Genomic DNA, 26,851 nt, shown 5'->3' on the forward strand with positions numbered 1-26,851 from the left:
CAGCAGAGGACCAACTGCACGAAGGGGAAGCCATGACAGCGACGACCGACGGAAGCACCGGGGCCGCGAACCTCCGCGCAGCCTCGGCCAGCGATCCGACCGACACAACCACTGCCGCGGACGACGGACTGGCCGCCGCGCGGCGGGCCGCGGAACGCTCGGTGGAGCACCTCCTCGGCAGGCAGGACGAGCAGGGCTGGTGGAAGGGGGACCTCGCCACCAACGTCACGATGGACGCCGAGGACCTGCTGCTCCGTCAGTTCCTGGGGATCCAGGACCCGGCCACGGTGCAGGCGGCAGCCCGCTTCATCCGCGGCGAACAGCTCGGCGACGGAACCTGGGCCACATTCCACGGCGGCCCCGGCGACCTCTCGGCCACCATCGAGGGGTACGTCGCACTCAGGCTGGCCGGAGACCGTACCGACGACCCGCACATGATCCGGGCGGCACGCTTCGTCCGGGAACAGGGCGGCATCGCGGCGGCCCGGGTCTTCACGCGCATCTGGCTCGCCCTCTTCGGCTGGTGGAAGTGGGACGACCTGCCGGAGCTCCCGCCCGAGCTGATGTTCTTCCCGAAGTGGGTCCCGCTCAACATCTACGACTTCGGCTGCTGGGCCCGCCAGACCATCGTCCCGCTCACCATCGTCTCCGCGAAACGGCCGGTACGTCCCGCCCCGTTCACCCTCGACGAGCTGCACAGCGACCCGGAGCACCCGAACCCGCCGGGGCGCATGGCGCCGGTGGCCAGCTGGGACGGTGTCTTCCAGCGTCTCGACAAGGCGCTGCACGCCTATCACCGGGTCGCCCCGCGCAGGCTGCGCCGCGTCGCCATGAACGCCGCGGCCCGCTGGATCATCGAGCGCCAGGAGAACGACGGCTGCTGGGGCGGCATCCAGCCGCCCGCCGTGTACTCCGTCATCGCCCTGCATCTGCTGGGCTACGACCTCGACCACCCGGTGATGAAGGCCGGACTCGCCTCGCTCGACCGGTTCACCGTGTGGCGCGAGGACGGCGCCCGCATGATCGAGGCCTGCCAGTCGCCGGTCTGGGACACCTGCCTCGCCACCATCGCGCTCGCCGACGCCGGGTTGCCCGCCGACCATCCCGCGCTCGTGAGGGCCGCCGACTGGATGCTCGGCGAGGAGATCGTACGACCCGGCGACTGGTCGGTACGCAAGCCCGAACTCGCCCCGGGGGGCTGGGCGTTCGAGTTCCACAACGACAACTACCCCGACATCGACGACACCGCGGAGGTGGTGCTGGCGCTGCGCCGCGTCCGGCACCCGGACTCCGCCAGGCTCGAGGCCGCCATCGAACGCGGGGTCCGCTGGAGCCTCGGCATGCAGTCCCGCAACGGAGCCTGGGGCGCCTTCGACGCGGACAACACCAGTCCCTTCCCGAACCGGCTTCCGTTCTGCGACTTCGGCGAGGTCATCGACCCGCCGTCCGCCGACGTCACCGGGCACGTCGTGGAGATGCTCGCCATCGAGGGACGCTCCGGCCACCCCCGGACCCGGCGCGGCATCGAGTGGCTGCTCGCCGAACAGGAGGCGAGCGGCGCGTGGTTCGGCCGATGGGGCGTCAACTACATCTACGGCACCGGGTCCGTGGTGCCCGCCCTCGTCGCGGCGGGGCTGCCGGCCGCCCACCCATCGGTCCGCCGGGCAGTCGGGTGGCTGGAGTCGGTCCAGAACGACGACGGCGGCTGGGGCGAGGACCTGCGCTCCTACCAGGAGGAGAAGTGGATCGGCCACGGCACGTCGACCGCCTCCCAGACGGCCTGGGCGCTCCTGGCGCTCCTCGCCGCCGGGGAGCGTGAGGGCAGGTCCGTGGAACGCGGCATCGCCTGGCTGGCCGAGACCCAGCAGGCGGACGGCTCGTGGGACGAGCCGTACTTCACCGGGACCGGTTTCCCCTGGGACTTCTCCATCAACTACCACCTCTACCGGCAGGTCTTCCCCCTCACCGCACTCGGGCGGTACGTGTACGGAGACCCGTTCGTGAACGGCACCATCGGCGGCGCCGGTGCGGGCAAGGGGGCCTGATGGGCGATGCCCAGGGGCCGCCCGGCCCCGTCACGCCGCTGCTGATCGCCTGCGCACTGGGCATCGAGCACCTCGCCCTGCGCAGCGCCAGGGGCGGCGGCGCCGGGCCCGTGACCGTCATCAGGACGGGAATGGGCCCCAAGGCCGCCGAGAGCGCCGTCCTGCGTGCGCTGGGCCGGGACGGAGCCGGAGGCGCCGCGGTCATCGCCTCCGGCTTCTGTGCCGGCCTTGTCCCGGGAATGCACCCCGGGGACCTCGTGGTGGCCGAGGAGACCCGGGACCCCGGCGGCACCACGGCCTGCACGGGCACCGGTCTCCTGGTCGATGCCCTGGCCAGGGCCGTGCCGGGACGCAAGGTCCACACGGGCCCGCTGACCGGCTCCGGCCATGTCGTGCGGGGCCCGGAGCGTGCGGCGCTCCGGGCCACCGGCGCCATCGCGGTCGACATGGAATCCGCCGTCACGCTCCGCACCGCTGTGCGGAGCGGGTCACGCCCGGTTGCGGCCGTACGGGTGGTCGTGGACGCTCCGGAGCATGAGCTCGTCCGCATCGGCACAGTGCGCGGTGGAATATCGGCTTTCCGCGTTCTTCGTGCTGTCCTTCCGGCTTTCCATGAATGGCACCGATCTTTGCTGCTCCCCAGGAGGTGAGCCCAGATGGCCATGCCGCTCCGTCAGTCCATCAAGGTTGCGACGTATCTCATCGAACAGAAGATCCGTAAGCGGGACAAATTTCCGCTGATTGTCGAGCTGGAGCCCTTGTTCGCCTGCAATCTGGCGTGCGAGGGATGTGGCAAGATCCAGCACCCGGCCGGGGTGCTCAAGCAGCGCATGCCCGTCGCCCAGGCGGTCGGGGCGGTGCTCGAATCAGGTGCACCGATGGTGTCCATCGCCGGCGGCGAGCCGCTGATGCACCCTCAGATCGACGAGATCGTGCGTCAGTTGGTGGCGAAGAAGAAGTACGTGTTCCTCTGCACCAACGCCATGCTGATGCGCAAGAAGCTCGAGAAGTTCACGCCGTCGCCGTACTTCGCCTTCGCCGTGCACATCGACGGACTGCGCGAGCGCCACGACGAATCGGTCGCCAAGGAAGGTGTGTTCGACGAGGCGGTGGAGGCGATGAAGGAGGCCAAGCGACTCGGCTTCCGGGTCACCACCAACTCCACCTTCTTCAACACCGACACCCCGCAGACCGTCATCGAGGTCCTCAACTACCTCAATGACGAACTGAAGGTCGACGAGATGATGATCTCGCCCGCCTACGCGTACGAGAAGGCGCCCGACCAGGAGCACTTCCTGGGCGTCGAACAGACCCGCCAGCTCTTCAAGAAGTCCTTCGCCGGTGGCAACCGGAACCGCTGGAGGCTGAACCACTCGCCGCTCTTCCTCGACTTCCTGGAGGGCAAGGCGGACTTCCCGTGCACGGCCTGGGCCATTCCCAACTACTCGCTCTTCGGGTGGCAGCGGCCCTGCTATCTGATGAGCGACGGGTACGTGCCGACGTACCGCGAGCTCATCGAGGAGACCGACTGGGACAAGTACGGCCGGGGCAAGGACCCGCGCTGCGCCAACTGCATGGCGCACTGCGGCTACGAGCCCACCGCCGTACTCGCCACGATGGGGTCCCTGAAGGAATCCCTGCGAGCGATGCGGGAGACCGTCGGCGGGAACCGGTGACGTCATGACCACTGGAGAGCCAGTCGCACTGGGTCTCCCCGAGCTGCCGGCCCGGCCGCTCGCGGTGCGCCGCCGTTCGCGGCGCATCCAGGTCGGGTCGGTGGCGGTCGGTGGGGACGCACCGGTGTCGGTGCAGTCGATGACGACGACGCGTACGTCGGACATCGGTGCGACGTTGCAGCAGATCGCGGAGCTGACGGCGTCGGGTTGTCAGATCGTGCGGGTGGCGTGTCCGACGCAGGATGACGCGGACGCGCTGTCGACGATTGCCCGGAAGTCGCAGATCCCGGTGATCGCGGATATTCATTTCCAGCCGAAGTACGTGTTCGCGGCGATCGACGCGGGTTGTGCGGCGGTGCGGGTGAATCCGGGGAACATCAAGCAGTTCGACGACAAGGTCAAGGAGATCGCGAAGGCGGCCGGTGACACCGGCACGCCGATCCGTATCGGTGTCAACGCGGGTTCGCTGGACGCGCGGCTGTTGAAGAAGTACGGGAAGGCGACACCGGAGGCTCTCGTGGAGTCGGCGCTGTGGGAGGCGTCACTGTTCGAGGAGCACGGGTTCGGTGACATCAAGATCTCGGTGAAGCACAACGACCCGGTCGTGATGGTGAACGCCTACCGTCAGCTGGCCGCGCAGTCCGACTACCCGCTGCACCTGGGTGTGACCGAGGCCGGTCCCGCGTTCCAGGGCACGATCAAGTCCGCGGTGGCCTTCGGCGCGCTGCTCTCGGAGGGGATCGGGGACACGATCCGGGTGTCGCTGTCGGCTCCTCCGGTCGAGGAGGTCAAGGTCGGTCTGCAGATTCTCGAGGCGCTGAACCTCAAGCAGCGGCGGCTGGAGATCGTGTCGTGTCCGTCGTGCGGGCGTGCGCAGGTGGATGTGTACAAGCTGGCGGACCAGGTCAGTGCGGGGCTGGAGGGCATGGAGGTTCCGCTGCGTGTCGCGGTGATGGGCTGTGTGGTGAACGGCCCCGGCGAGGCGCGTGAGGCGGACCTGGGTGTGGCGTCCGGCAACGGCAAGGGCCAGATCTTCGTGAAGGGCGAGGTCATCAAGACCGTGCCGGAGTCGAAGATCGTGGAGACCCTCATCGAGGAAGCCATGAAGATCGCCGACGGTATGGAGGAGGCGGGAGTCCCCTCAGGGGCTCCGGCCGTGACCGTGAGCTGAAACAGGACCAGAGAGGGGGCCCGAGCGTGACGATGCTGGAATCCATCAAGGGGCCGCAGGATCTCAAGGACTTGAGCGGACCGGAGCTCGACGAACTCGCCGGTGACATCAGGACGTTCCTGGTCCGGGCCGTCACAAGGACGGGCGGCCATCTGGGGCCCAACCTGGGGGTGGTCGAGCTCACCATCGCCCTGCACCGGGCCTTCGACTCACCTGTCGACCGCATCCTGTGGGACACCGGGCACCAGAGCTATGTGCACAAGCTGCTGACGGGACGTCAGGACTTCTCCAAGCTGCGGAGCAAGGGCGGGCTGTCCGGCTATCCCTCCCGGGAGGAGTCCGAGCACGACGTCATCGAGAACTCCCACGCGTCCACCGTGCTGGGCTGGGCCGACGGACTCGCCAAGGCCAACGAGGTGCTCGGCGGCCACGGCCACGTCGTCGCGGTCATCGGCGACGGGGCACTCACCGGCGGCATGGCCTGGGAGGCGCTCAACAACATCGCCGCGGCCAAGGACCGTCCGCTGATCATCGTGGTGAACGACAACGAACGCTCGTACGCCCCGACCATCGGCGGCCTCGCCAACCACCTCGCCATCCTCCGTACGACCGACGGGTACGAGCGTTTCCTGAACTGGGGCAAGGGAGTGCTCCAGCAGACACCGGTCATCGGGCAGCCGCTGTACGGGTCGCTGCACGGTGCGAAGAAGGGGTTCAAGGACACCTTCGCCCCGCAGGGCATGTTCGAGGATCTGGGGCTCAAGTACGTGGGCCCTGTCGACGGACATGACACCGCGGCGGTCGAGTCCGCACTGAACCGGGCGAAGCGCTTCCACGGTCCGGTCCTGGTGCACTGCATCACCGAGAAGGGCCGCGGCTACCCGCCCGCGCTGGCCGACGACGCCGACCGCTTCCATACGGTCGGCGCGATGGACCCGCTGACCTGCGAGCCGCTCGTGGTGCCCGCGGCGCCTTCCTGGACCTCGGTGTTCGGTGAGGAGATCGCACGGATCGGGGCCGAACGACCGGACGTCGTCGCGATCACCGCGGCGATGCTGCACCCCGTCGGGCTGACCCGCTTCGCCGAGAGGTTCCCCGACCGGGTCTGGGACGTCGGGATCGCCGAGCAGCACGCGGCCGTGTCCGCCGCGGGGCTTGCCACCGGCGGTCTGCATCCGGTCGTCGCCGTCTACGCCACCTTCCTCAACAGGGCCTTCGACCAGTTGCTGATGGATGTCGCCCTGCACAGGTGCGGCGTCACCTTCGTGCTCGACCGGGCGGGTGTGACCGGCGTCGACGGCCCCTCGCACAACGGCATGTGGGACATGTCCCTGCTGCAGGTGGTTCCCGGCCTGCGGATCGCGGCACCGCGCGATGCCGACCGGCTGCGTGAGGAACTGCGCGAGGCCCTCGACGTGGATGACGCGCCGACCGTGATCCGCTTCCCGAAGGAGTCGGTGGGGGAGCCGGTCGTGGCCATCGGCCGGATCGGCGGCATGGACGTCCTGCACCGGGCCGACGACCCCGACGTCCTGCTGGTGGCGGTCGGTGTGCTCGCCCAGGTCTGTCTGCACGCGGCCGACCTGCTCGCGGGAGCCGGAATCCGGTGCACGGTCGTCGACCCGCGCTGGGTCAAACCGGTCGACGCACAACTGCCCGCGCTGGCCGCGCAGCACCGGCTGGTGGCCGTGGTGGAGGACAACAGCCGGGCAGGCGGCGTCGGTTCGGCCGTCGGGCAGGCACTGCGGGATGCGGGAATCGACGTACCGCTGCGGACGTTCGGCATCCCCGAGCAGTTCCTGGCGCACGCCAAGCGGGGTGAGGTGCTGGCCGATATCGGGCTCACTCCCGTGGAGATCGCCGGACGGATCGGTGCGGCGCTCGCCGGCCGGAAGCCAGGGTCGGAACACGTGGTGCCGAGGGAGAACAGGCCATGAAGGACGACGGACCCAAGGGCTTCGATCTGGCGCGGCTCCTCGCGGAACGCGGTGCCGAGCGCTACGAGCTGCATGCCAGGCATCTGAACCACCAACTGCCGCGCATGCTCCGCACCATCGGCTTCGACAAGGTCTACGAGCGGGCCGAGGGCGCGTACTTCTGGGACGCGGAAGGCAACGACTACCTCGACATGCTCGCCGGCTTCGGCGTGATGGGGCTCGGCCGGCACCACCCCGTCGTACGCAAGGCCCTGCACGACGTCCTCGACGCCTCGCTCGCCGACCTCACCCGCTTCGACTGCCAGCCGCTGCCCGGACTCCTGGCCGAGCGGCTGCTGGCGCACAGCCCCCATCTGGACAGGGTGTTCTTCGGCAACAGCGGCACCGAGGCCGTCGAGACCGCGCTGAAATTCGCCCGCTACGCCACCGGAAAGCCCCGGATCCTCTACTGCAGCCATGCCTTCCACGGTCTGACGACCGGCTCGCTCTCGGTCAACGGCGAAGCGGGGTTCCGGGACGGCTTCGCACCCCTGCTGCCCGACACGGCGATCGCCCTCGGCGACCTGGATGCCCTGCGCCGCGAGCTCAAGCGCGGGGACGTGGCCGGCCTGGTGGTGGAGCCGATCCAGGGCAAGGGGGTGCACGCCTCGCCGCCGGGGTTCCTGCGGTCCGCGCAGGAGCTGCTGCACCGGCACAAGGCGGTGCTCATCGTCGACGAGGTGCAGACCGGACTGGGCAGGACCGGCGACTTCTACGCGTACCAGCACGAGGAGGGTGTCGAACCCGATCTCGTCTGTGTGGCGAAGGCGCTCTCCGGCGGATACGTGCCGGTCGGCGCGACGCTCGGCAAGGACTGGATCTTCAAACGCGTCTACTCCTCCATGGACCGCGTGCTCGTGCACTCGGCGAGCTTCGGCTCCAACGCCCAGGCCATGGCGGCAGGGCTCGCGGTCCTCGCGGTGATGGAGGACGAGGAGACGGTCGCGAACGCCCGCCGCACCGGTGACCTGCTGCGTGAGCGGCTCGCCGCGCTCGTCGGCCGCTACGAGCTGCTGCACGAGGTGCGCGGGCGCGGGCTGATGATCGGGATCGAGTTCGGCCGGCCCTCCTCGCTGAGACTCCGCAGCCGTTGGACCATGCTGCAGGCGGCCAGGAAGGGCCTCTTCGCCCAGATGGTGGTCGTGCCCCTGCTGCAGAAGCACCGGATCCTCACCCAGGTCTCCGGCGACCACCTGGAAGTGATCAAGCTGATCCCCCCGCTGGTCATCGGTGAGCGCGAGGTGGACCGCTTCGTGGCCGCCTTCACGGCCGTCATGGACGACGCGCACAGCGGGGGCGGGCTGATGTGGGACTTCGGCAGGACGCTGGTCAAGCAGGCTGTCGCCAACCGTTGATGCTTTGCCTCGGAGGCAAGAAATTTGCCTCCGAGGAAAGATCCTGGCCCAATGGAGTCATGAATCCTCCTGACGGAGGGGCGGCCGACGAGCTGCCCGGAATCGCGCCGCGCCTGCGCGACCTGCGCCGCAACCGGGGTCTCACCCTGGAGACCGCCGCCCGGCGGGCCGATCTCTCCCCGGCGCACCTCTCCCGGCTCGAGACGGGCCGCAGGCAGCCCTCACTGCCGATGCTGCTCGGGCTCGCACGTATCTACGGTACGACGGTCTCCGAGCTCCTCGGAGAAATGCCGCCCGAGCGTGACGCCATCGTCCGCGGCGGCCCGTTCGCGGGCGCTCCGGGCGGCGCGCCCGGAGGGACCCCGGGAAGAGCTCCGGGCGCCGGCCCGGGTGGTACCTCGGGTGGTGCTGAGGCCGACGGCTGGATGTACCAGCAGGCCGGTGGCTCCGGCCGGGCGATGCAGGCGTTGCGGGTCCGGGTCCCCCACGGGGCCCAGAGTGATCTCGTACGCGTGCACCCGGGCGAGGAATGGCTGTATGTCCTCGACGGGCGGCTGAGGGTGGGTCTGGGGGAGACCGTGCACGACCTCGGGCCGGGGGACAGCGCGCACTTCGACTCGCTCACCCCGCACCGGATCGCGGCGCTCGACCGCGGGGGCGCCGAGCTGCTCTTCGTCCACACCCTGCTGCAGAGCCCCTCGGCCGAGCTGTGCCTGGGCAACGGGACGCACCTTCGCTGACCACGCACGCCCCACCGCACCTGCCGCACACCTCGGCCCGAGAGCCGAAAGAGAGGACTGCCATGTCCGATTCGGAGCACTACGACCCGCTCACCCCGCGCCCGCGGGAGACCAAGGACACGCAGGAGCGGAAGATGCCCCGGGGTGTGGTCATCCGGCTCGTCGCCTATCTGGTGGCCGGCCACGTCGTCGCGGCCTTCCTCTTTCTCCTGTTCACCGTGGCGGGCAAAGGCTGACCGCCTGCGCTACGCCTTCTCGACGAGGCGCTCGCGCAGCCTCTCGCGGGTCTCGGGCGCGAGCTTCAGCCCCTCGCTGAGGTAGCGGTCCGTGCCGCCCCAGGTCTCCTCGATCGCGGCGAAGGCGGCGGCGAGGTAGTCGGAATGCGCGCCGAAGAGCGGGTTGAGGAGCTCCAACACCTCGTCCGACATCCCCGCCGACGACGTGTCGCTGCGCCGCACCTTGTAGCGGCGGTGCGCGTCGTTGGACTTGAGGTAGTCGGCCTCGACGGCCTCCTTCTCGACGCCGACGGCAAGCAGCGATACCGCGATCGACAGGCCGGCCCGGTCCTTGCCCGCCGCGCAGTGCATCAGCGCCGGCACGCTGTCCTCGGCCAGCGCGTGCAGCACCCTGCTGTGCTCCGCGGTGCGGTCGGTGATGATCGACCGGTACGACGCGATCATGCGGGCCGTCCCCTTGCCGTCGGCGAGGATCGAGCGCAGCTGCTGGATGTCGCCGTCGCGCACCAGTCGCCAGAACTCGGCGCCGTCGGCCGGGTCGGAGAGCGGAATGCTGACATTCCGGACACCAGGCAGTTCCACGTCGAGACCGTCGAGCTTGTGGTCGGCGGCGTTGCGGAAGTCGAAGACGGTGTGGAGGCCGAGTCCGGCCAGGAATGCCGTGTCCGTCTCGGTGGCGTGCGCCAGGTGGCCGCTGCGGTAGAGGCGCCCGTGGCGCACCCTGCCGCCGTCCGTGGTCGGCAGACCGCCCACGTCGCGGAAGTTGCGGACCCCGGTCAGCTCGACGTCTGTCGACGGAACCTCTGGCAGCTGCTGCGTCACAAGGACTCCTGGAGTGTCTGGCGTCGGCGCCGCTCGCCGACGGGGGCACGCCCGCGACGATACGACATGGATTCATCGGGCAATCGTTTCGCCCTTCGATGCCTTCCCGGCCGGGGTGACCGGCGGCCCGCGAGCATGACATGTCCGTATTAGTGCATTTAGCAGAACATGCCCCGCTTGCGCGGGAGATGGGGTGTGGCAGGTGAGCGGGATCATATCCGTGACGGTGTGTGGCGAAACTGCCGAGAGGTAATCCTTACGCCGTGCGGAAAGCCAAGATCCGTAATCCACGGAGTGTGACCGGAATTCGGAACCGGAATTGAATCGCCCATTCCGGTACGCAACCGGTGGCTTGTTCCCGGCGTCCTGACTCGCTTACGGTCACGGTCAATCCGGACGGAACGCCAAATCCTGCCGCCGCCCGGAATCCGCACCGACTCACGTGTGGCAGGAGCGGGGGAACCAGGTAAGCCGCCGACCGGAGTGATCCGGAACGGCTTGGGGTCAAGACGCGCTCAGCGCGGCCGGGCATCTCCAGTCCGAACCCGACAGCTCACCTCGCAGGCGCCGGAGAGGAATTCCCCATGCCCGCAAAGGGTAAGCACCGTCGTACGAAGGCCAGCCCGATCTCCCGCGGCGTCCTCGCCGCAGGGACCGGCGGCGCCGTCCTCGCACTTCCGCTGATCGGCGCCACCGGCGCGTTCGCCGCCGAGCAGTCCGCGCCCGCCGCCAAGCCGGCGGCCGCCAGTGCGGCCCACCACGCGCCTGCCGCCTCCGTGGCGAAGAAGCACGGCGCCACCAAGACCTACTCCGTGGTCGCCGGTGACTATCTGGCGAAGATCGCGGCCGAGAAGAAGGTCAAGGGCGGCTGGGAGAAGCTGTACAAGGACAACCGTGAGGTCGTCGGCGACAACCCGAGCCTGATCTTCCCGGGCATGAAGCTGACCCTCGGCGTCAAGGCATCTGGCTCCACCACGGAGTCCGCGCCTTCCAAGGCCGCCCCCTCCAAGGCCGCCCCCTCGAAGGTGAAGTCGGCCCCGAAGGCCGCCGCGCCGGCCGAGAAGGCGTCGACGGCCACCGACGCCGCCGACTCCACCGGTGCTTCGGAGAGCAACAGCTCCGGTTACACCACCCCGGTGGCCAACGGTGGCGTCTCCACCCAGTACCGCGTCGCCGGCGCCAGCTGGTCCAGCGGCTACCACACCGGCTCCGACTTCCAGGCCGCCTCCGGCACCAGCGTCCGGTCCATCGGCCCGGGCACCGTGGTCTCCGCGGGCTGGAGCGGTGCGTACGGCAACGAGGTCGTCATCAAGCACGACGACGGCATGTACTCCCAGTACGCCCACCTGTCGTCGCTCGGCGTCTCGGCCGGCCAGACCGTCACCGGCGGCCAGCAGATCGGCCTCTCCGGTTCCACCGGCAACTCCACCGGTCCGCACCTCCACTTCGAGGTCCGTACCGGCCCGAGCTACGGCTCGGACGTCGACCCGATCGCCTACCTGCGCTCGCACGGCGTCTCCATCTGACGCAATCAGGCGGCTCGGTGAGCCCAAGAGGGGCGGTGCGCGGCGGCGCACCGCCCCTCTGCTTATTCCGGCTTTACCAAAACCTGACCGGGTGGTCTATCTCACCACCCGTCAACCCCTTATTACGGTCGCGTAGGTCACATTCGAAGGTGCAGGATATGCGCTTGTGGCAGACGATTCGAGAAACAAACAGCGAGGCACCATCGGGTCGTACGCAGCGATTGGCGACAGCTTCACCGAGGGCGTCGGAGACCCTGGCCCCGACGGGACGCTCGTCGGCTGGGCGGACCGTTTCGCGGTCATTCTGGCGGACCAGCTCCCACTCCCCGATGCAGCGGGCGGCCCCGCGGACGGCCCGCACGGGAACTTCCGGTACGCCAATCTCGCCGTACGCGGACGCCTCCTCGACCAGATAGTCGAGGAGCAGGTCCCCCGCGCCAAGGAGCTCGCACCGGATCTGGTGAGCTTCTGCGCGGGCGGCAACGACATCATCCGGCCGGGCACCGACCCGGACGACGTGGCCGAACGCTTCGAGCGCGCGGTCGCCGACCTGACCCGCTCGGTCGGCACCGTCATGATCACCACCGGCTTCGACACCCGCGGCGTTCCGGTGCTCCGGCACCTGCGGGGCAAGATCGCCACGTACACCGCCCATGTACGGTCCATCGCCGACCGCTACGACTGCCCGGTCCTGGACCTGTGGTCGCTCCGGTCCGTGCAGGACAGGCGTGCCTGGGACAACGACCGGCTGCACCTCTCGGCGGAGGGACACACCCGGGTCGCGCTGCGCGCCGCCCAGGTCCTCGGCCTCGACGTGCCCGCCGACCCCGACCAGGTGTGGCCTCCGCAGGTGCAGCGCGGGGCACTCGAGGTGCGCCGCGACGACATGGCCTGGGCCCGCGAGTACCTCGTACCGTGGATCGGCCGGCGCCTGCGCGGTGAGTCCTCCGGTGACCACGTCGAGGCCAAACGCCCCGACCTGCTCCCGCTCTGAGCACCTCCGGGCGCACTGATCACACGCGTTGCGACGCCCGTGATCAGTGCGCTCGGCGCACCGTTCGCTCAGCGGGTGATGACGGGGAGGGAGCGCCGGGGTACCGCTCCACGGAGCGCGTCCGCGGTAGGTACCCGTACCGGGCCGGCGGGTATCCGCTCCAGCACGCCGCCCGCGAAGACGTCGTACAACGGCAGCGTCTCCAGGTGCACATAGCCGATGTGGCAGTCGCACACGTCGAGAGGACAGCCACGCCGAGCCAATGAGCGCCGGAAGCTGCCGTCGTAGAGGTTGCCGAGCTCGGCGGGGACGAAGTGACAGCGGCGCACCGTGCCGTCGCCGTCCACCGAGACGACCGACTCACCCGTCCGGCAGGGCAGCCCGACCGAGCGGTGCGGATGCCGGCTGTACGGGAACAGGGGGTCCAGCGCCGTCCAGCGGTCCGCCTCCTCGTCCGTGTAGGTGTGCCCCTCGGCGGCGTTGACCCAGAGATAGACCTCAGCGGGCAACGCCTCGCGCAGCCGCCGGGCCTCGTCGAGATGGGCGTCCAGCCCCACGACGCCGACGCTGTGCCGGACCCCGAGGGCGGTCAGCTCCCGGCACCTGCCGAGGAACCGCTCGTACGGCGTCTGGCCCGGGTGGTACGTGCACCACAGGGCGACCTTGTCCCGCGCCGCGTCGGCCAGCCAGCCGGTGCGGCAGCTGAGATTGGTCTGGATGGCGACCCTGCCGATGTGCGGGAGCCGGGACAGCTCGACGAGGGCGTGCCGGTACCAGGACCGGACCAGCCCCTCGCCCCACGGTGTGAAGAGCACCGACAACCGCTCGCCGGTCTGCGCGGCGGCCCACGCCGTGAACCTCTCCAGCGCCGCACGGTCGGCCCGCAGCTGCTCCCCGCTGTCCCGCCGCTTGGCGAACGGGCAGTAGGGGCAGTCGTAGTCGCACGACGCCAGCGAGCCCCGGTAAAGGATCGTCAGGTCCGCAGGCGTCGGCGTCACGGGGCTCACTTCGCCTCGTACGCGGCCATCGCGGCCCGTACGGCGGGGGAGAACAGCTCAGGGCCCAGCGCGTCGGAGTGGGCGAGGCCCTCGGGGGAGAGCCGCAGCAGGCCGGGGCCCGCGGACCCGTCCAGCCAGCCGCGCCCCTCGAAGGCGCCTAGTTCGGCCGGGAAGTCACCGAAGGGATCGGTGCCGAAGCGCTCGCGGTATCCGTCGCAGGGCATGCCCTCGGCCTGGAGCAACGCCTGCAGGAGGTGGCGCCTGCGCGCCTCGTCACCGTCGACGTACCGTCCGACCTCGGCCCGCGAGAAGTCCTCGGTGGCCGTGAAGCCGTCGATGATGCCCCGGATCTCGCGCATCTCCACCGCGTAGTCGAAGGAGTAGTGCAGCGAGGAGGTGTAGGAGCGTGCGCCGCAGCCGAGTCCGATCATGCCGTCGGTCTGGCAGGCGTAGTCGTCCGGGCCCGCCCGGTGCGCGCCCGTGCGGCGGAACATCCTCATCGACACCTGCTCGTAGCCGTGGGCCAGAAGGTGGTCGCGGCCCGTGCGGTAGAGGCGCAACCGCTGCTCGTCCCAGGCGGGGTCCGCTCCGTCCGCCGCTCCCTGCCGCCCGAGGCCGGTGAGCGCGCGCACGTACAGCGGGTAGAGGTAGAGCTCCTCGGGACGCCAGGCCAGGGCGGCGTCCAGCGAGGTGCGCCAGCTCTCCTTGGTCTGCCCGTCGATGCCGTAGATGAGATCGATGTTGAGGACCGGGATGCCGGCGTCGCGGATCCGGCCGAGGGCGGCCTCCACCTCGGACCTGCGCTGCGGGCGGACCGCGGCGCGGGCCTCCGCGTCGACGAAACTCTGCACACCGATACTGATCCGGGTGGTCCCGCGGTCGGCGAGGACGCCGAGGCGGTCCGCCGTCGCCGTCGCCGGCGAGGTCTCGACCGCCAGCGGTACGGACCGCAGGTCGGCGCCCATCCGCTTCTCCGCGATGTCGCAGAGCCGCTCCAGCTCGCCCGCGGTGAGGAAGGTGGGGGTGCCGCCGCCGAACGCGGCGGCGGCGAAACGCACCCGCTCCGCGTCGCCCAGCGCGTCCCGGACCGCGGTGGCCTGCCGGTCCAGCGCGTCGAGGTAGCGCGTCGTCAGCTCATCGGGGGCGCCGATCCGGGTGAACAGGTTGCAGAAGCCGCAGCGGATCTCGCAGAACGGTATGTGGAGATAGAGGGAGAGCGCGTCCTTCGGCTCGGCCGCCCACAGCTCGCGCAGCAGGGGCCGCCCGGCGGGGTGGCCGGCGAGCGGGCGGTACGCCGTCTTGTGCGGGTAGGCGTAGACGTAGCTCCGGTAGGGCCCGGTGCTGGCTGTGACGGTCATCGAGATGCCCCCGGATCGAGGAAGAAGTGGGCGTACGGCACGGTCCAGACCGCTTCGTGGCCGATCCGGTGACCGGTGTACCCGTCGTCGCCGTAGGCCGTGCCGTGGTCGGAGCAGACGATCGCGAAGCACCGGCGGCGGCTGCTCGCGGCGGCGAAGAGACGCCCGATGTGCCGGTCCACGTACTCCAGGGCCGCGGCATGGGTGGCCCGGGAGTCACCGGCGTCGGCGGTCGCCCCGGGGAGGTGGAACCAGTTCGGCTGGTGCAGGGCCGACACATTGACGAAGAGGAACAGCCGCTGGTCTTCGGGGAGTTCGGCGACGACCTGTTCGGCGCGTGCCACCTGGGCCTCGAAGGAGGTGGGTGAGGCGACACCGAACTCCGGCTCCCAGTGGCTCTCCCGGAACATCCCGGGCAGCACCGCCCCGAGGGGCGGACGGCCGTTGAAGAAGCCGACTCCGCCGACGCACACCGTGCGGTAGCCGACGGCGGCCAGGCCCGAGAGCAGATCGGGGGTGTCATGGACGAACGTGCCGTCCGCCGTGGACTCGCTGCCGGCGAATCGCGCTGCGAACAGCCGGGGGTGCGGGCCCTGGGATGCGGGCGTCGGCAGGAAACCGGCGAAGATCGCCTGGTGGGAGGCGTACGTGAAGCTGCCGGGCGCATGCCTCTTCTCCCATGTACCCCCCGGCAGGTGCCGGACCAGGTTCGGGATGCGGCCGGCGGCCGCGAGCTCCTCGGCGACGTCGTACCTCAGGGTGTCCAGGGTGACGAGCAGCAGATCGTGGCTGCCCACGATCTCGTTCATGTCGACGGCGGAGGCGGGTTCAGGGGGTGGTGAGGGCACGGTCGTTCCTTGCTCGGTGCAGTACGGCGGCGACCTGCGCCGCATAGGTGTCCAGGCCTTCGGCGCCGCTCCCCGGCAGACCGGTGAGGCGTGGCAGGAGATCCCCGAAGGCGTTGACCTCGCCGACGGCGAAGCGCCGCCAGCCGGTGGCGGGCAGCAGATCGACGCCCACGCACAGCGTGTCCGGGAAGCAGGCCGCGGCGCGCTCGCACACCGCGAGGGCATCGCCCCAGTCGGCACCGGCCGCTTCCGCCGCGGCCCGCGCCTCGTCGAGATCGCCGCGTGCCCCGCCCAGATGGAGATTGGTCATCGGGGAGCGGCTGGTCCGTACGACGGCGTGCGTCGCCCGGCCGGCCACGACCACGACCCGGAGATCGGCCACCCGCCCCCGCAGGGACGCCTTGGGCAGCCAGCGCTCGATGTGCAGCCCGTCGGGCGCGAGTGTGTCGACGATCGCCGCCACCTCGCGCTCCGTCGTGCAACGCCGTACCCGCAACGAGTTGAAGAGCCGCCCCTCCTCGTCCCGCTCGACGGAGGTCGTCGCCCGCACCCGGCCGGGGCCCGCCGTCTCCAGGGCCAGTACCCCCGAGGCGGAGGACCCGTGCGCGGGCTTCACGAAGACGCGCGGCATACGGTGATCGGCCATCAGTTCACGCACGTCCGCCCAGCCGCGTACGGCAGGCGCCGTGGGCCCGGACGTCGGCGAATCCGGCACGGGCACCCCGGCAGCCCCCAGCACGCCGTGGCAGAGGCGTTTGTCGAACATCACCGCGATGTCCTCGGGACCGTCCAGCAGGACCGCGCCCGCCGCTGTCGCCGCGCGGGCCACGTCCCGTACGGCGGAGGTGAACCCGGCGTACCAGCGGGCCGAACCCTCCACCCTCGTCGGGTCGTCGACCCCGCGCAGCAACCGTTCGACCTCGGCGTCCTCACCGGGCGAATCGATGCGCACGGTCTCGCCGGGCAGGAAGACCGCGTCCTTCGCGAGCACCGCCAGCCAGGACACGGTGCGCGCCCGGGGCAGCCCGGCGGCGCGCACGGCGTCCTGGAAGAGGCCGACCCTGCGGTTGCCGGGATTGCCGACGACCGCGAGGCGCGGCGGCGCACTATTCACTGACCGCGACATAGCGGGGCTCGTCCTCGTCGTCCGGATCCCATTCCTCCGCCTCGCCGAGATCGACCTGGACGCCGGAGCGGGCGCACAGTTCGCGGATGCGGGAGACCAGCGGCTCGGTGAGGTAGTGGTGGTGCAGGTCGATCGAGGACAGATGGGTCAGCGGCTGACCGTCGAGGAGGGCCTGCGCTCCCATGTCACCGAGGGTGCCCATCGCGAGCGAGAGCGACTCCAGCTGGACGACGACGGGAGCGGAGGCGACCGCCGCGGCGATCTCGTCCTGGATCTCGCTGTTCTGAAGGCCCAGATGGCGCAGCCGGGGGAACGCGCCGCCGGACAGCACGGGCCGCATGTCCTCGACCGTGGCGTCGCCGCCGTACCAGGCGGCGCCGAACCAGAACTCCAGCCGCTCCAGGGCGGGCAGTTCGGAGGCGCCGACCGCTCGCACGACGTGGCCGGGCAGGCCGCCCGACTCGAACCTCAGCGACTTGAGCGCCTGGTGCCGAACCGGTCGCAGCCGCAGCTTCTCCTGCTCGGGGACGGAATCGCCGCCGCCGCGGACGGTCAGCTCCTCCAGGAGGGGGAAAGCGTCGATCAGCGGCGTGATGTCGGACATCTCCAGCCAGGAGACCTCGCACTCCTCGCCGATCACGTCGGCGAGGAACACCGCGCGCAGTGCCGCGAAGCGACCCGCGTCCGCGGTGATCCGCTCCACCACCGGGGCGAGAGAGATGTATTCGTCCGGCCACCAGGGGCCGATGACCAGCGCCCGGACCTCGGACGTGTCCACCGTGTCGAGGAAGTGCTGCCAGAGCTCCGGGAACGCCAGTCCCTCCCAGCCGCAGTCCAGCCGCCAGGCCACGGAGTCCGCCGGCGGCAGGATCTCCGCACGCGGCTCGTCGGGAAGGGGCAGGGTGAGGACGGGAAGGCCGTGGAAGACGTCGGGGTGCTCGATACCGCTCATCGCGCCATCACTCCGCGACCGCGGTGTAACGGCCCGCGGCGCCCCGGTCGCCCCACGGCTCGTTGCGCTCCGTCAGATCGACCCGCACACCGTGCGGCTCGAGGGCTTCGGCGACGCGGCGCTCCATCGGCTCCGTCAGGAAGTGATGGTGCAGATCGAGTGCGGTGAGATGGGTGAGCGGCTGGCCTTCGAGCAGCGCGGCAGCGCCCTCGTCCCCGAGCGTCCCGCAGGACAGGTCGAGCGTGCGCAGGCGTGCCACGACCGGGGCCGAGGCGACCGCGGCCGCGATCTCGTTCTGCACCTCGCTGTTGCGCAGTCCGAGGTGGTGCATCCGGGGGAAGCGGGTGCCGGAGAGCAGCGGCGCCAGATCCGCCACGTCCGCGTCACCCCCGTACGCGGAGACACCCAGCCAGAGGTCGAGGCGCTCCAGCGCGGGCAGTTCGCTGTCCAGCACGCCGCGAAGCGCATCCGCGGGCAGGCCGCCCGTCTCGATGGTGAGCGCCCGCAGGCACTCGTGCTTGACCGGCGGGAACACCAGGCCGGTGCCACCGCGCACACCCAGCCCGGTCAGGGCGGGAAAGGCCGTGAGGAGAGCGGTGACGTCCGACTGCTCGATCCAGGAGATCTCGGCGTCCTCCATCTCCAGGTCCCCGACGAAGACGGCTTCGAGCGAGGTCAGCCGGTCGGCCGCGGCGACGACGAGTCCGACGGGGTAGGAGGAGTCCTCCTCGTACGTCTCGCCCCACTGCCCGATGATCAGTGCCTTCACCCCGGCCGGATCGACGGCGTCGAGGAACGCCGTGAACTCCTGCTCCCAGGTGTGGGTCTCGTCCGGGTCGAACGGACTGACGCTGATGCGCCAGGCCGCCGCATCGGCCGCAGGCAGCGCGGCGGCGTCGGTCTCGTGCTGGAAATCGACGGCCGGCAGGCCGAGCAGTTCGGGCAGATAGCTCACCTGGGACATGGTGCTGAGCTCCTGAAACTGAGGACGGACGGTTGATGTCCGCCAAGGTGTATCAAGCCCCACTGACAGCGGCGCGAGCGGGCCCGCCGCGCTCCCGGGCGGCAGCCGATTGTCAGACCCCCGCCGTAGCGTTTTCACCGTGGCCGGCACAGCGGGTGCCGTCATGGAGGGGAGACTTCTGTGTACCGGCAGGGCGATGTACTGATCGTGGCGCTGGACGAGTCCGCGGTGCCCGCACGCTTCGTCGACGCACCGGGTGAACTGCGCGACGGGCGGGGGCGGCTTGTCCTCGCGCTGGGCGAAGTCACCGGTCACGCGCACGCGGTGCAGGGACCCGGCCGGCTCATCAGGGAGGCGGGACCCTTCGGCCCGATGCTGCTCCATCTCCCCGACGGGGGACGCGTGGTGCACGAGGAGCACGCCGTGATCGCGCTGCCGAAGGGCTGGTTCCGCGTCGTGCGTCAGCGCGAGTACGCACCGGGTGCCGTCCGAGTCGTCGCGGACTGAGCCGCGCGGCGGTGCACGGGGACGACGGGTGACATGGGACAGCCGGGAAACAGGGACAGGGGACGGGGAACACCGATGAGTTACGTGAATTCTTGGCGGGCCGTGGCAGCGGCGACGGGCGGGGCGGACCGTGGCGCCGCCGAGGACGGTGTGCGGCTTGCCTACCGCAGCGCGGGACTTGCCGAACCCGAGCACATCATCTGGGTGGAATCGCCCAGGGCGGCCGTCGAGGCGGTCGAGAAGCTCGTGGACGCGGGGCGCTCGGTGCGCGAAGAGGTCCGCACCCGGCCCTGGGCGGACGAGCGGCGCCGGATGTACGACGAGCTGGGCCCGGCCGGCTGGTCCGCCCTGTGGTCAGCCACCGGGGCTCAGCTCTGGGAGACCACGGCCGCGCTGGCCGAGCGGATACGGACCGGGATCGTCACGGACCTCGCCACGCGGCCCGAGGACGAGTCCGCCGTACGCCTCGTACTGCTCGACGCGGTGCTCGGCCAGCACGACGCCGCCTGGCTCGCCGCCTTCGACGGCCGGGGCGAGCGCCTGACAGGACTGGCGGAGGTCGCGAGGCACGCCGGCTGGTGGTGGCCCTACGAGCGTGCCGTGGTGATCAGCGAGCGGCCGGTGGCGCTCCACCGCGACGAGGCGGGCCGGCTCGACCGCGGCGACGGCCCGGCGCTCGCCTATCGCGACGGCTTCGCACTCCATGCCTGGCGCGGTATGCCGGTGCCCGCCGCATTCCTGGACGGACTGGCGGCCCTGACCCCCGATCGGATCCGGAGCGAGGAGAACGCGGAACTGCGCCGCGTGATGCTGGAGTACTACGGCTACGACCGCTACCTCGCCGAGTCGGGGGCCGAGCCCGTGCACCGCGACGAGACCGGCATCCTCTGGCGGATCGCGCTGGAGGGCGACGAGGACGTCGTGATGGTCGAAGTCGTCAACTCCACCCCCGAACCGGACGGGAGCCACCGCACGTACTGGCTGCGGGTGCCGCCCCGGACCAGGACCGCGAAGGAGGGAGTCGCCTGGACGTTCGGGGTCGACGGCGACGACTACGCCCCGCTGCGCCAGACCTGACCCGGCCGGCTCGGGAGCCGGTCCGGGAAGGGGGCGGCCTGTCAGGAGGGGGGGTCAGGCCGTCAGGACCTCGTGGTCGATGCCGAGTTCGCGGGCGAGCGCCTCCTCGGTCCACCGCAGCATGGTGGTCCGGGACAGCGGACCCGCGTACGACGTCATCTGGACGGCCAGCCCGTCCAGGAGCGCGGTCAGCCGCCAGGCCACGGACATCGGATCGTCGCAGTCGAACTCGCCGGCTGCGGCGCCCTCCTCGATGACCTCGGCCAGCTCCGCCTTCCACTGCTGGTCGAGATCGCCGGCCACTTCGCGCAGCACCGGATCGCGCAGCGAAGATGCCCAGCCCTCGATCCACAGGCGCCAGCCCTTGGCCTGACCGGTCGGCGCGTACCAGCGGACCGCGGCCCGCAGGCGCCGGACCGCCGTGGTGCGGCGTGAAAGCAGCCCGCGCAGATGGGCGAGATCGGCTTCTGCCGCGTACGCGAACGCGGCCGCCACGAGCTTCTCCTTGGACGAGAAGTGGTACAGCACGAGTGCGTTGCTCACTCCGAGGACCGACGCCACATCGGCGATCCGCACCGCGGACACGCCCCGGACCTCGATCTGCTCCACGGCAGCGCGCAGGAGGTCCTCACGTCGCTCCGACACGCTCAGCCGCACTCTTGCCACACCGTCACCCTAACCAACGGCCTGATCATGACGGGAAGGGGACGAGCCCGCACGGGCCCGTCCCCTTCCCGTTTTCGGACCGCAGCGGGTCCGCAGCGGGTCCGCATCGGCCCGCAATCGGGCAGGAGGGCGGCCGTTGTGCGGTCAGCCGCCGCCGGTCAGCACCAGATGTCGGCGCAGCCCGAGCTGTACTCGCCTCGGCCTCCGGCGGCGTTCGGGAGCGGAGGGTGCGCGGCACACCTTTACCGCGCGTACCAGCCGAACCGCTCCGCCATGACCGGGAGCCGGTCCGCGACGATCGCGTGGGCGGCCTCGCGCGGGGTGCAGCCGTCGGCCTCGGCGCGGGCCAGCATCAGGTCGATCAGGGCGCGCATCGAGCGGCGGGTGTGCGCGAACGCCTCCTCCGCGTCGGCCCCGATGTCGCCGAACAGGGTCCACCACCACCAGGCGTTCGTACCGGAGTTGACGACCACGTCGGGCAGAACCGTGATCCCGCGCGCGGCGAGCAGCGTCTCCGCCTCCGGCAGCACCGGCATGTTCGCCGCCTCGACCACCCAACGGGCCCGGATCAAGGCCTGGTTCACCCCGTCCACGGCGTACGAGACGGCCGCCGGGACCAGAACCTCGGCGTCGGTGGTCAGCCAGGCGTCGGCAGGCAGTTCGTGGTCCCCCTCCCGCAGGGCGTTGCGGTCCACCGTCCCGTAGGCGTCCCGGGCGGCCAGCAGGGCTTCGATGTCCAGGCCCGCCGGATTGGCGATCGTGCCCTTGACGTCGGCGACCGCCACGACCCTGAGCCCGGCCCGGGAGAGGAAGCGCGCCGTCGCGCCGCCCATGGTGCCGAGCCCCTGCAGGGACACCCGGGCATCGCGGTGGGCCATGCCCGCACGGTCCAGTGCGGCGAGCGCGGACTCGGCCACCCCGCACCCGCCGACCAGCTCGTCCAGCCCGATCCCGTCCACCGTGACGGCGAACGCGTCCGCCAGCCGCCTGCGGGCCGCTGCCTCGTCGTCGAGCAGCGGGAAGACCGCCTGGACCGAGGAGACGAGCCCGGCCTCGGCCGCGGCCCGGTCCACGAGGTCCTGGGTGAGTCCGAGATCCTCGCCGGTCGTCCAGACGCTCTCGACGTAGGGGCGCACCGCCCGCAGATAGCGGACCAGCACGCCGTAGGCCTCGGGCTCGCGCGGGTCGCAGTCGATGCCCCCCTTGGCGCCGCCCAGGGGGACGTAGCGCGCCTGTACGTCGTCGGCGTCGAAGTGCAGCGCTTCTTTCATGGTCATGCCACGGGCGAGGCCCGCCACCTCGTCGAGGGTGCACCCCTTCCGCATCCGCAGCCCACCACTGGAGACTCCGCGCACCAGCCGGTCGACGACCAGGTACCCCTGGCGGCCCGTGACGTGATCCGTCCAGGTCAGGGAGATGAGCGGGGCGGGGGAGTGGGGTGTCATCCGGCGGCTCCTCGGTCGGTCGTGGGTCGGTCGTGGGTAGGTTGTACTGAATGGACATTCAGTATCGGGAGGCGGCGGCGCCCCTGTCAAAGGGGAGTCCGACACGGGTTCCCGGCGCGGCGGAACGCCGGATGTGAGATCGCAGGCACCGAATTGCGGAATCCTGGGGCGGGTGCGGACGTTGGAGTCTGCATGACGGACATCGAACCCGGGCGCGAAGCGCTGCTCCGACTCGTCGGTGAGCACGACGGCGGGGTGCTGGTCACCCTCAAGCAGGACGGCAGGCCCCAGCTGTCCAACGTGAACCACGCCTATTACCCCGACGAGGGCGTGATCCGGGTCTCCATCACCGAGGGCCGTGCCAAGACCCGGAACCTCCGCCGGGATCCGCGTGCGAGCTACCACGTGACCAGCGACGACCGCTGGGCGTGGACGGTCGTCGACGCCACCGCCGAGCTGACGCCGTTCGCCGCCGATCCGCACGACGCGACCGTGGAGCAGCTGATCACGCTCTACCGGGACGTCCGGGGCGAGCACCCGGACTGGGACGACTACCGACAGGCGATGGTCCGGGACCGCAGGGTCGTCCTGACGCTGAGGATCGGGCATGTGTACGGGCAGCCACGTGCCTGACGCTGCCCCGTCCGGCGGCGATGCCGTCGGTGTTGCTCCGTTCACCGCCTCTTTCTTGCCCCGTCGTACCCCCCGACCATAATGGGACGACACCGACTCCCTCAGGAGATGTTGTGACCGGCGCCGACAGTCAGCCTTCGCTCCGTACGAGACTCCGCTCACTGCGGCCCGAAGCCTTCGGAGCGGACCCCGCCGGAGCCCGTATGGAGCGCATCAGGCGCTCACCCAATTTCGCCGACGGAGTCTTCCGGAACCCGGAGGGGGCGCGGACCCGGCCGTCGGGTTCGATGCTCGAATTCGCCAAGGTCTACTTCCGCAAGGAGGAGCGGGCCCGCAGGTCACCGGACGGCACCGTGCCCGTCCACGCGACCACGCTCGCCGATCTGGCCGGACCGCCGGCCACGGGGCTGCGGCTGACCTGGATGGGCCACTCCAGTGTTCTCGCCGAGATCGACGGTCGGCGTGTGCTCTTCGACCCGGTCTGGGGCGATCGCTGTTCGCCGTTCGCCTTCGCCGGGCCGAAGCGGCTGCACCCCGTGCCTCTCCCGCTTGCCGCGCTCGGCCCCGTGGACGTCGTCGTGATCTCGCACGACCACTACGACCACCTCGACCTGCCCACGATCCGGACCCTGGCCGGGACCGGCACGGTCTTCGCGGTCCCTCTCGGCGTCGGCGCCCATCTGGAGCGCTGGGGCGTTTCCCCTGACCGGATTCACGAGCTCGACTGGAACGAGACCGTACGGATCGCCGGGATCAGCCTGACCGCCACACCCGCGCGCCACTTCTGCGGGCGCGGGCTGCGCAACCAGCAGCACACTCTGTGGGCGTCGTGGGTCGTCGCCGGACCGGAGCACCGGATCTACCACAGCGGTGACACCGGCTATTTTTCCGGCTTCCGGGACATCGGCGCCGAGCACGGCCCCTTCGACGCGACCATGATCCAGCTCGGTGCCTACTCGGAGTACTGGCCGGACATCCACATGACACCCGCCGAGGCCGTGCAGGCCCATCTGGACCTCCAGGGCGGTGGGCCGGCGGGCACCCTGCTGCCGATCCACTGGGCCACCTTCAACCTCGCCCCGCACCCGTGGTCGGAGCCCGCCGAGTGGACGAAGGACGCCGCGGAGGAGCTGGGGCAGGCGGTGGCGTTCCCGCGGCCCGGAGAGCCCTTCGAGCCGGCGGGGAAGCTTCCCGCGGATCGCTGGTGGCGTCCGGTGTCCGCCCCCATCGCGCACCCGTGGCGCGGCTTCGGCGAGACCGGTGCCGCACCCGTGCAGCAGGGTGCGGTCGACCTGGCCGGCGAGCGGTGACCTCGGGTCCGGCGATGTCCTGAAGCAGGCGGAGAGCGAACTGGTCGCCTCCGTCACACACCGCTGTGTGCTTCGCTGAGCCCCTTCTTCCGGCAAGGCGCAGCCACGTCCTCCCGATGAGCCTTCATGCACAGGAGCCGTGCACCAACGGCGTTCGCTGTCACAGCCGTTGAGACTCGCAGCAATTCCTGTTGGTTGCGCGCACCCGCGACGACACACGTTCCGCCGATCCACCGAGTGTGTGCGGCCACGCCCCCGAGCGGGTGTGGCCGCACCTTTTTGTGCTGGTTCAGGTGGTGGCGGTCGATGTGGCGAAGCCATGACCCAGATGTGAATCGGCTGTGACGGAGCCGTGATTGTTACTGATGAGTTGATGTCGGACATGTGTTCTTGCGCAGCGCCGGTGGCGCGTGGCAGAGTCCCGTCCCGCCTCTGTCGATCATGTGAACTGCGCCATTGAGCATGGGACTTGGGTGATCGGCGGGGATCTTCGTCTCGGCGTGCAGCGCAGCCGACGGGGCGGAGGGGTCAATCAGGAAGGTCGCGAACGTTCGATGAGCGTCGCGGCAGGGGGCGGGGGGCTGGATCGATGGTTCGCGCGGGCAGACGGAGCGGCCGTGCCGTGGCCGGTATGACACTGGTGGCAGCCTTCACGCTGCTCGGGCCAGGAGCGCTGCCGGTTCCGCAGGCGGTGGCCGCCGCGGGCTGCGCCGGAGCGCAGCACGACTTCAACGGGGACGGGATCCGCGACACGGCCGTCGCCGACCCGGAGGCCACGGTCTCGGGCAAGGAACGCGCAGGGCAGATCCACATCGTCTACGGGGGCGGCAAGGGAACGTTCCTGCTGTCGCAGGACTCCCCGAACGTCTCGGACGGCGCCGAGACCGACGACCGGTTCGGCTTCTCCTACGCCGTGTACGACGCCAATCTCGACGGCTGCAGCGACATCGCCGTGGGTATCCCGTTCGAGGACATCAATGTCGCGGAAGGCCCGGTCAAGGACGCGGGGCTCGTCCACCTCATCTACGGCTCGCCCACGGGCATCGCGTCCGGAGGACTCGGCACCATCGGTTTCCGGCAGGGAGCCGACGGCAAACTGGGTGGCGGCTACGAGGCGGAGGACTGGGTCGGATACGCCGTCGCCGCGGGCACATCGGCCAGCGGCATTCCCTTCCTCGTCATCGGCGCGCCCGGCGAGGACGGTGCCGAGGGCAAGGACATGGGGATGTTCCACCATGTCTACGGCACCGGGTACGACGTGGCCCACGTGGCGCAGGACTCGACGGGCGTCTGGGAGGACCCCGAGCCCAACGACCGCTTCGGCGCGTCGATCGCCGCGACGGACCGCCACTTCGTCGTCGGCGCGCCCGGCGAATCCATCGCCACGACCTCCCAGAACGTCGAGTTCGCCGGGGCTGTCCTCGCTTTCCGGCCCTCGATCAACACGGACGGCATCCCCGCCCCGCTCTTCGGTATGGGCCAGGGTCGCAGCGGCAGCGGTGACACCACAGCGCAGGCCGGAGACCAGTACGGCCTCTCGCTGGCGATGGCGCCCTACCGTCCCGCAGGAGCGACCGCGAACAACGACTCGCTTCTCGCGGTCGGCGTTCCCGGTGAGGACCTGGCCGCCACGGTCGACGCCGGAGCCGTCCACACGTACCACATCAAGGCGGACGGAACCCTCCAGCATCTGAAGTGGATCGACCAGAACCAGCCCGACGTCGAGGGATCGGCCGAGGCGGGCGACTTCTTCGGTCAGCGCCTCGCCGCGGCCAACACCGCCCCGACCACCACGGGCAGCGCGGCGACGATGCGCCTCGCCGTGGCGGCGCCCGGTGAGGAGTCGACCGAGGAGTACCCGGAGGAGGGTGGCGTCCACATCCTCCCGCTGCTCGGTGAGCCCGGTGCCGGTGACAGCTGGATCTCACCCGGCGACGGCGTTCCCGCCGTCCGCGCGCCCCGCATGCTCACCGGCATGGGCCTCGGTGCGAGCCCGACGTCGCTGTACGTCGGCGTCCCCTACGGTCCCGCCGAGAACAGGGCCGTCCACGCATTTCCCTGGAACACCCCGAACGGCGGCGCGCCCACGCAGAGTTGGCGTCCCGGTGAAGGCGGTATCCCGGCCGGCGCCGTTGCCTTCGGTGTCCAACTGAGCTGACACGGGCGCGGGCGGGTGTACGGCGGCACGCATGCCGTACACCCCACGCGACAGCGACCCGCGGGAACGGTGCGGCGGTGATTCCGGTACGACCGTGCGCCGTCCGCCCGGTCGCGCACCGGCGCGTGTTTCCGGACCGTTCGCACCCGTCGCACCCGTCGCACCCGTCGCACCCGTCGCACCCGTCGTGCCCGTCGCACCCGCCACACCCACGAATGCCGTCAGACGCCGTCCTGGGACGGCCGTCACAACCATGCCCGAAGCCGTT

Annotated in this window: 24 protein-coding genes and 1 riboswitch; of the genes, 15 read left to right on the forward strand and 9 right to left on the reverse strand. The window is 70.6% G+C overall.

Annotated features, from left to right (window positions below):
- Nucleotides 1-32: 32 nt before the first annotated feature.
- The 8 genes from shc (at nt 33) to ACFW9O_RS27180 (ending at nt 9,199) form a co-directional block, all read left to right on the forward strand.
- Complete coding sequence (gene shc / locus ACFW9O_RS27145) at nt 33-2,045, forward strand: squalene--hopene cyclase (RefSeq protein WP_384612891.1); 2,013 nt, start codon at nt 33-35, stop codon at nt 2,043-2,045.
- Complete coding sequence (locus ACFW9O_RS27150) at nt 2,045-2,695, forward strand: 1-hydroxy-2-methyl-2-butenyl 4-diphosphate reductase (RefSeq protein ID WP_384612893.1); 651 nt, start codon at nt 2,045-2,047, stop codon at nt 2,693-2,695. Before shc ends, ACFW9O_RS27150 begins: the two co-directional genes overlap by 1 nt.
- Nucleotides 2,696-2,701: 6 nt before the next feature.
- Nucleotides 2,702-3,721, forward strand: coding sequence for an adenosyl-hopene transferase HpnH (gene hpnH, locus ACFW9O_RS27155; RefSeq protein WP_351170352.1), 1,020 nt, complete (start codon nt 2,702-2,704; stop codon nt 3,719-3,721).
- A gap of 4 nt (nt 3,722-3,725) precedes the next feature.
- Nucleotides 3,726-4,892 (forward strand): flavodoxin-dependent (E)-4-hydroxy-3-methylbut-2-enyl-diphosphate synthase, encoded by a 1,167-nt coding sequence (gene ispG, locus ACFW9O_RS27160; protein ID WP_384612895.1) that lies wholly within the window; start codon nt 3,726-3,728, stop codon nt 4,890-4,892.
- 26 nt (nt 4,893-4,918) lie between these two features.
- The gene (gene dxs, locus ACFW9O_RS27165) at nt 4,919-6,829 is read left to right on the forward strand and encodes a 1-deoxy-D-xylulose-5-phosphate synthase (RefSeq protein WP_384612896.1); all 1,911 of its coding nucleotides are present in this window, start codon (nt 4,919-4,921) and stop codon (nt 6,827-6,829) included.
- Nucleotides 6,826-8,223: an aspartate aminotransferase family protein gene (locus ACFW9O_RS27170; protein WP_384612898.1), complete on the forward strand. Its 1,398-nt coding sequence runs from the start codon at nt 6,826-6,828 to the stop codon at nt 8,221-8,223. Before dxs ends, ACFW9O_RS27170 begins: the two co-directional genes overlap by 4 nt.
- 59 nt (nt 8,224-8,282) lie before the next feature.
- The gene (locus ACFW9O_RS27175) at nt 8,283-8,963 is read left to right on the forward strand and encodes a helix-turn-helix domain-containing protein (protein WP_384612900.1); all 681 of its coding nucleotides are present in this window, start codon (nt 8,283-8,285) and stop codon (nt 8,961-8,963) included.
- Between the two features lie 62 nt (nt 8,964-9,025).
- Nucleotides 9,026-9,199 (forward strand): DUF6126 family protein, encoded by a 174-nt coding sequence (locus ACFW9O_RS27180; protein ID WP_351181541.1) that lies wholly within the window; start codon nt 9,026-9,028, stop codon nt 9,197-9,199.
- Nucleotides 9,200-9,208: 9 nt separating this feature from the next.
- Here ACFW9O_RS27180 and ACFW9O_RS27185 read toward each other — a convergent pair whose 3' ends face one another.
- Nucleotides 9,209-10,021, reverse strand: coding sequence for a tyrosine-protein phosphatase (locus ACFW9O_RS27185; protein WP_384612902.1), 813 nt, complete (start codon nt 10,019-10,021; stop codon nt 9,209-9,211).
- Nucleotides 10,022-10,442: 421 nt separating this feature from the next.
- A riboswitch (cyclic di-AMP (ydaO/yuaA leader) is annotated at nt 10,443-10,601 on the forward strand.
- Nucleotides 10,602-10,605: 4 nt separating this feature from the next.
- Between ACFW9O_RS27185 and ACFW9O_RS27190 the strand changes: the two genes are divergently transcribed.
- Both ACFW9O_RS27190 and ACFW9O_RS27195 read left to right on the forward strand, forming a co-directional pair.
- Nucleotides 10,606-11,547, forward strand: coding sequence for a peptidoglycan DD-metalloendopeptidase family protein (locus ACFW9O_RS27190; RefSeq protein WP_384612904.1), 942 nt, complete (start codon nt 10,606-10,608; stop codon nt 11,545-11,547).
- A 166-nt stretch (nt 11,548-11,713) separates the two neighbouring features.
- Nucleotides 11,714-12,541 (forward strand): SGNH/GDSL hydrolase family protein, encoded by an 828-nt coding sequence (locus ACFW9O_RS27195; protein ID WP_351173769.1) that lies wholly within the window; start codon nt 11,714-11,716, stop codon nt 12,539-12,541.
- A gap of 68 nt (nt 12,542-12,609) precedes the next feature.
- On the opposite strand, the gene ACFW9O_RS27200 is transcribed toward ACFW9O_RS27195, so the two are convergent.
- From ACFW9O_RS27200 to ACFW9O_RS27225, 6 genes are read right to left on the reverse strand one after another with little or no spacing between them, the layout of a single operon-like run.
- The gene (locus tag ACFW9O_RS27200) at nt 12,610-13,539 is read right to left on the reverse strand and encodes an STM4011 family radical SAM protein (protein WP_384612906.1); all 930 of its coding nucleotides are present in this window, start codon (nt 13,537-13,539) and stop codon (nt 12,610-12,612) included.
- A 5-nt stretch (nt 13,540-13,544) separates the two neighbouring features.
- Complete coding sequence (locus ACFW9O_RS27205) at nt 13,545-14,897, reverse strand: STM4012 family radical SAM protein (RefSeq protein WP_384612908.1); 1,353 nt, start codon at nt 14,895-14,897, stop codon at nt 13,545-13,547.
- Nucleotides 14,894-15,706 (reverse strand): STM4013/SEN3800 family hydrolase, encoded by an 813-nt coding sequence (locus ACFW9O_RS27210; protein ID WP_384612995.1) that lies wholly within the window; start codon nt 15,704-15,706, stop codon nt 14,894-14,896. Before ACFW9O_RS27210 ends, ACFW9O_RS27205 begins: the two co-directional genes overlap by 4 nt.
- Nucleotides 15,707-15,725: 19 nt before the next feature.
- A complete protein-coding gene (locus ACFW9O_RS27215) occupies nt 15,726-16,871 on the reverse strand; it encodes an STM4014 family protein (protein ID WP_384612909.1) in 1,146 nt (381 codons plus the stop codon).
- Nucleotides 16,852-17,823 carry an STM4015 family protein gene (locus tag ACFW9O_RS27220; RefSeq protein ID WP_384612911.1) on the reverse strand — a complete coding sequence of 324 codons (972 nt, stop codon included), beginning with the start codon at nt 17,821-17,823 and terminating at the stop codon, nt 16,852-16,854. Before ACFW9O_RS27220 ends, ACFW9O_RS27215 begins: the two co-directional genes overlap by 20 nt.
- Nucleotides 17,824-17,830: 7 nt before the next feature.
- Nucleotides 17,831-18,787 (reverse strand): STM4015 family protein, encoded by a 957-nt coding sequence (locus ACFW9O_RS27225; RefSeq protein WP_384612913.1) that lies wholly within the window; start codon nt 18,785-18,787, stop codon nt 17,831-17,833.
- 180 nt (nt 18,788-18,967) lie between these two features.
- Between ACFW9O_RS27225 and ACFW9O_RS27230 the strand changes: the two genes are divergently transcribed.
- Nucleotides 18,968-19,294 (forward strand): hypothetical protein, encoded by a 327-nt coding sequence (locus ACFW9O_RS27230; RefSeq protein WP_329205288.1) that lies wholly within the window; start codon nt 18,968-18,970, stop codon nt 19,292-19,294.
- Nucleotides 19,295-19,369: 75 nt separating this feature from the next.
- Nucleotides 19,370-20,371 (forward strand): DUF6745 domain-containing protein, encoded by a 1,002-nt coding sequence (locus ACFW9O_RS27235; RefSeq protein ID WP_384612915.1) that lies wholly within the window; start codon nt 19,370-19,372, stop codon nt 20,369-20,371.
- A 54-nt stretch (nt 20,372-20,425) separates the two neighbouring features.
- Here ACFW9O_RS27235 and ACFW9O_RS27240 read toward each other — a convergent pair whose 3' ends face one another.
- Together ACFW9O_RS27240 and ACFW9O_RS27245 are read right to left on the reverse strand one after the other, a co-directional pair.
- Nucleotides 20,426-21,016, reverse strand: coding sequence for a TetR/AcrR family transcriptional regulator (locus tag ACFW9O_RS27240; protein WP_351173792.1), 591 nt, complete (start codon nt 21,014-21,016; stop codon nt 20,426-20,428).
- Between the two features lie 263 nt (nt 21,017-21,279).
- Complete coding sequence (locus tag ACFW9O_RS27245; protein WP_384612917.1) at nt 21,280-22,482, reverse strand: Glu/Leu/Phe/Val dehydrogenase dimerization domain-containing protein; 1,203 nt, start codon at nt 22,480-22,482, stop codon at nt 21,280-21,282.
- Nucleotides 22,483-22,674: 192 nt separating this feature from the next.
- Here ACFW9O_RS27245 and ACFW9O_RS27250 point away from each other — a divergent pair, with 192 nt between their 5' ends.
- The 3 genes from ACFW9O_RS27250 (at nt 22,675) to ACFW9O_RS27260 (ending at nt 26,583) form a co-directional block, all read left to right on the forward strand.
- The gene (locus ACFW9O_RS27250; protein WP_384612919.1) at nt 22,675-23,115 is read left to right on the forward strand and encodes a PPOX class F420-dependent oxidoreductase; all 441 of its coding nucleotides are present in this window, start codon (nt 22,675-22,677) and stop codon (nt 23,113-23,115) included.
- A 113-nt stretch (nt 23,116-23,228) separates the two neighbouring features.
- The gene (locus ACFW9O_RS27255; RefSeq protein ID WP_384612921.1) at nt 23,229-24,425 is read left to right on the forward strand and encodes an MBL fold metallo-hydrolase; all 1,197 of its coding nucleotides are present in this window, start codon (nt 23,229-23,231) and stop codon (nt 24,423-24,425) included.
- Nucleotides 24,426-25,056: 631 nt separating this feature from the next.
- The gene (locus tag ACFW9O_RS27260; RefSeq protein WP_384612997.1) at nt 25,057-26,583 is read left to right on the forward strand and encodes a VCBS repeat-containing protein; all 1,527 of its coding nucleotides are present in this window, start codon (nt 25,057-25,059) and stop codon (nt 26,581-26,583) included.
- The last annotated feature ends 268 nt before the right edge of the window (nt 26,584-26,851 follow it).

It is taken from the genome of Streptomyces sp. NPDC059499, from assembly GCF_042749285.1.
In the GTDB taxonomy this organism is placed as follows: Bacteria; Actinomycetota; Actinomycetes; order Streptomycetales; family Streptomycetaceae; genus Streptomyces.

What these genes read in the sequence shown, in the direction of transcription:
- ACFW9O_RS27175 (WP_384612900.1), top strand. Translation starts at nt 8,283, where the DNA reads ATGAATCCTCCTGACGGAGGGGCGGCCGACGAGCTGCCCGGAATCGCG.
- hpnH (WP_351170352.1), top strand. Translation starts at nt 2,702, where the DNA reads ATGGCCATGCCGCTCCGTCAGTCCATCAAGGTTGCGACGTATCTCATC.
- ACFW9O_RS27250 (WP_384612919.1), top strand. Translation starts at nt 22,675, where the DNA reads ATGACGGACATCGAACCCGGGCGCGAAGCGCTGCTCCGACTCGTCGGT.
- ACFW9O_RS27190 (WP_384612904.1), top strand. Translation starts at nt 10,606, where the DNA reads ATGCCCGCAAAGGGTAAGCACCGTCGTACGAAGGCCAGCCCGATCTCC.
- ACFW9O_RS27205 (WP_384612908.1), bottom strand. Translation starts at nt 14,897, where the DNA reads ATGACCGTCACAGCCAGCACCGGGCCCTACCGGAGCTACGTCTACGCC.
- ACFW9O_RS27235 (WP_384612915.1), top strand. Translation starts at nt 19,370, where the DNA reads ATGAGTTACGTGAATTCTTGGCGGGCCGTGGCAGCGGCGACGGGCGGG.
- ACFW9O_RS27220 (WP_384612911.1), bottom strand. Translation starts at nt 17,823, where the DNA reads ATGAGCGGTATCGAGCACCCCGACGTCTTCCACGGCCTTCCCGTCCTC.
- ACFW9O_RS27180 (WP_351181541.1), top strand. Translation starts at nt 9,026, where the DNA reads ATGTCCGATTCGGAGCACTACGACCCGCTCACCCCGCGCCCGCGGGAG.
- ACFW9O_RS27225 (WP_384612913.1), bottom strand. Translation starts at nt 18,787, where the DNA reads ATGTCCCAGGTGAGCTATCTGCCCGAACTGCTCGGCCTGCCGGCCGTC.
- ACFW9O_RS27170 (WP_384612898.1), top strand. Translation starts at nt 6,826, where the DNA reads ATGAAGGACGACGGACCCAAGGGCTTCGATCTGGCGCGGCTCCTCGCG.
- shc (WP_384612891.1), top strand. Translation starts at nt 33, where the DNA reads ATGACAGCGACGACCGACGGAAGCACCGGGGCCGCGAACCTCCGCGCA.
- ACFW9O_RS27150 (WP_384612893.1), top strand. Translation starts at nt 2,045, where the DNA reads ATGGGCGATGCCCAGGGGCCGCCCGGCCCCGTCACGCCGCTGCTGATC.
- ACFW9O_RS27260 (WP_384612997.1), top strand. Translation starts at nt 25,057, where the DNA reads ATGACACTGGTGGCAGCCTTCACGCTGCTCGGGCCAGGAGCGCTGCCG.
- ACFW9O_RS27245 (WP_384612917.1), bottom strand. Translation starts at nt 22,482, where the DNA reads ATGACACCCCACTCCCCCGCCCCGCTCATCTCCCTGACCTGGACGGAT.
- ACFW9O_RS27215 (WP_384612909.1), bottom strand. Translation starts at nt 16,871, where the DNA reads ATGTCGCGGTCAGTGAATAGTGCGCCGCCGCGCCTCGCGGTCGTCGGC.
- ispG (WP_384612895.1), top strand. Translation starts at nt 3,726, where the DNA reads ATGACCACTGGAGAGCCAGTCGCACTGGGTCTCCCCGAGCTGCCGGCC.
- ACFW9O_RS27210 (WP_384612995.1), bottom strand. Translation starts at nt 15,706, where the DNA reads ATGAACGAGATCGTGGGCAGCCACGATCTGCTGCTCGTCACCCTGGAC.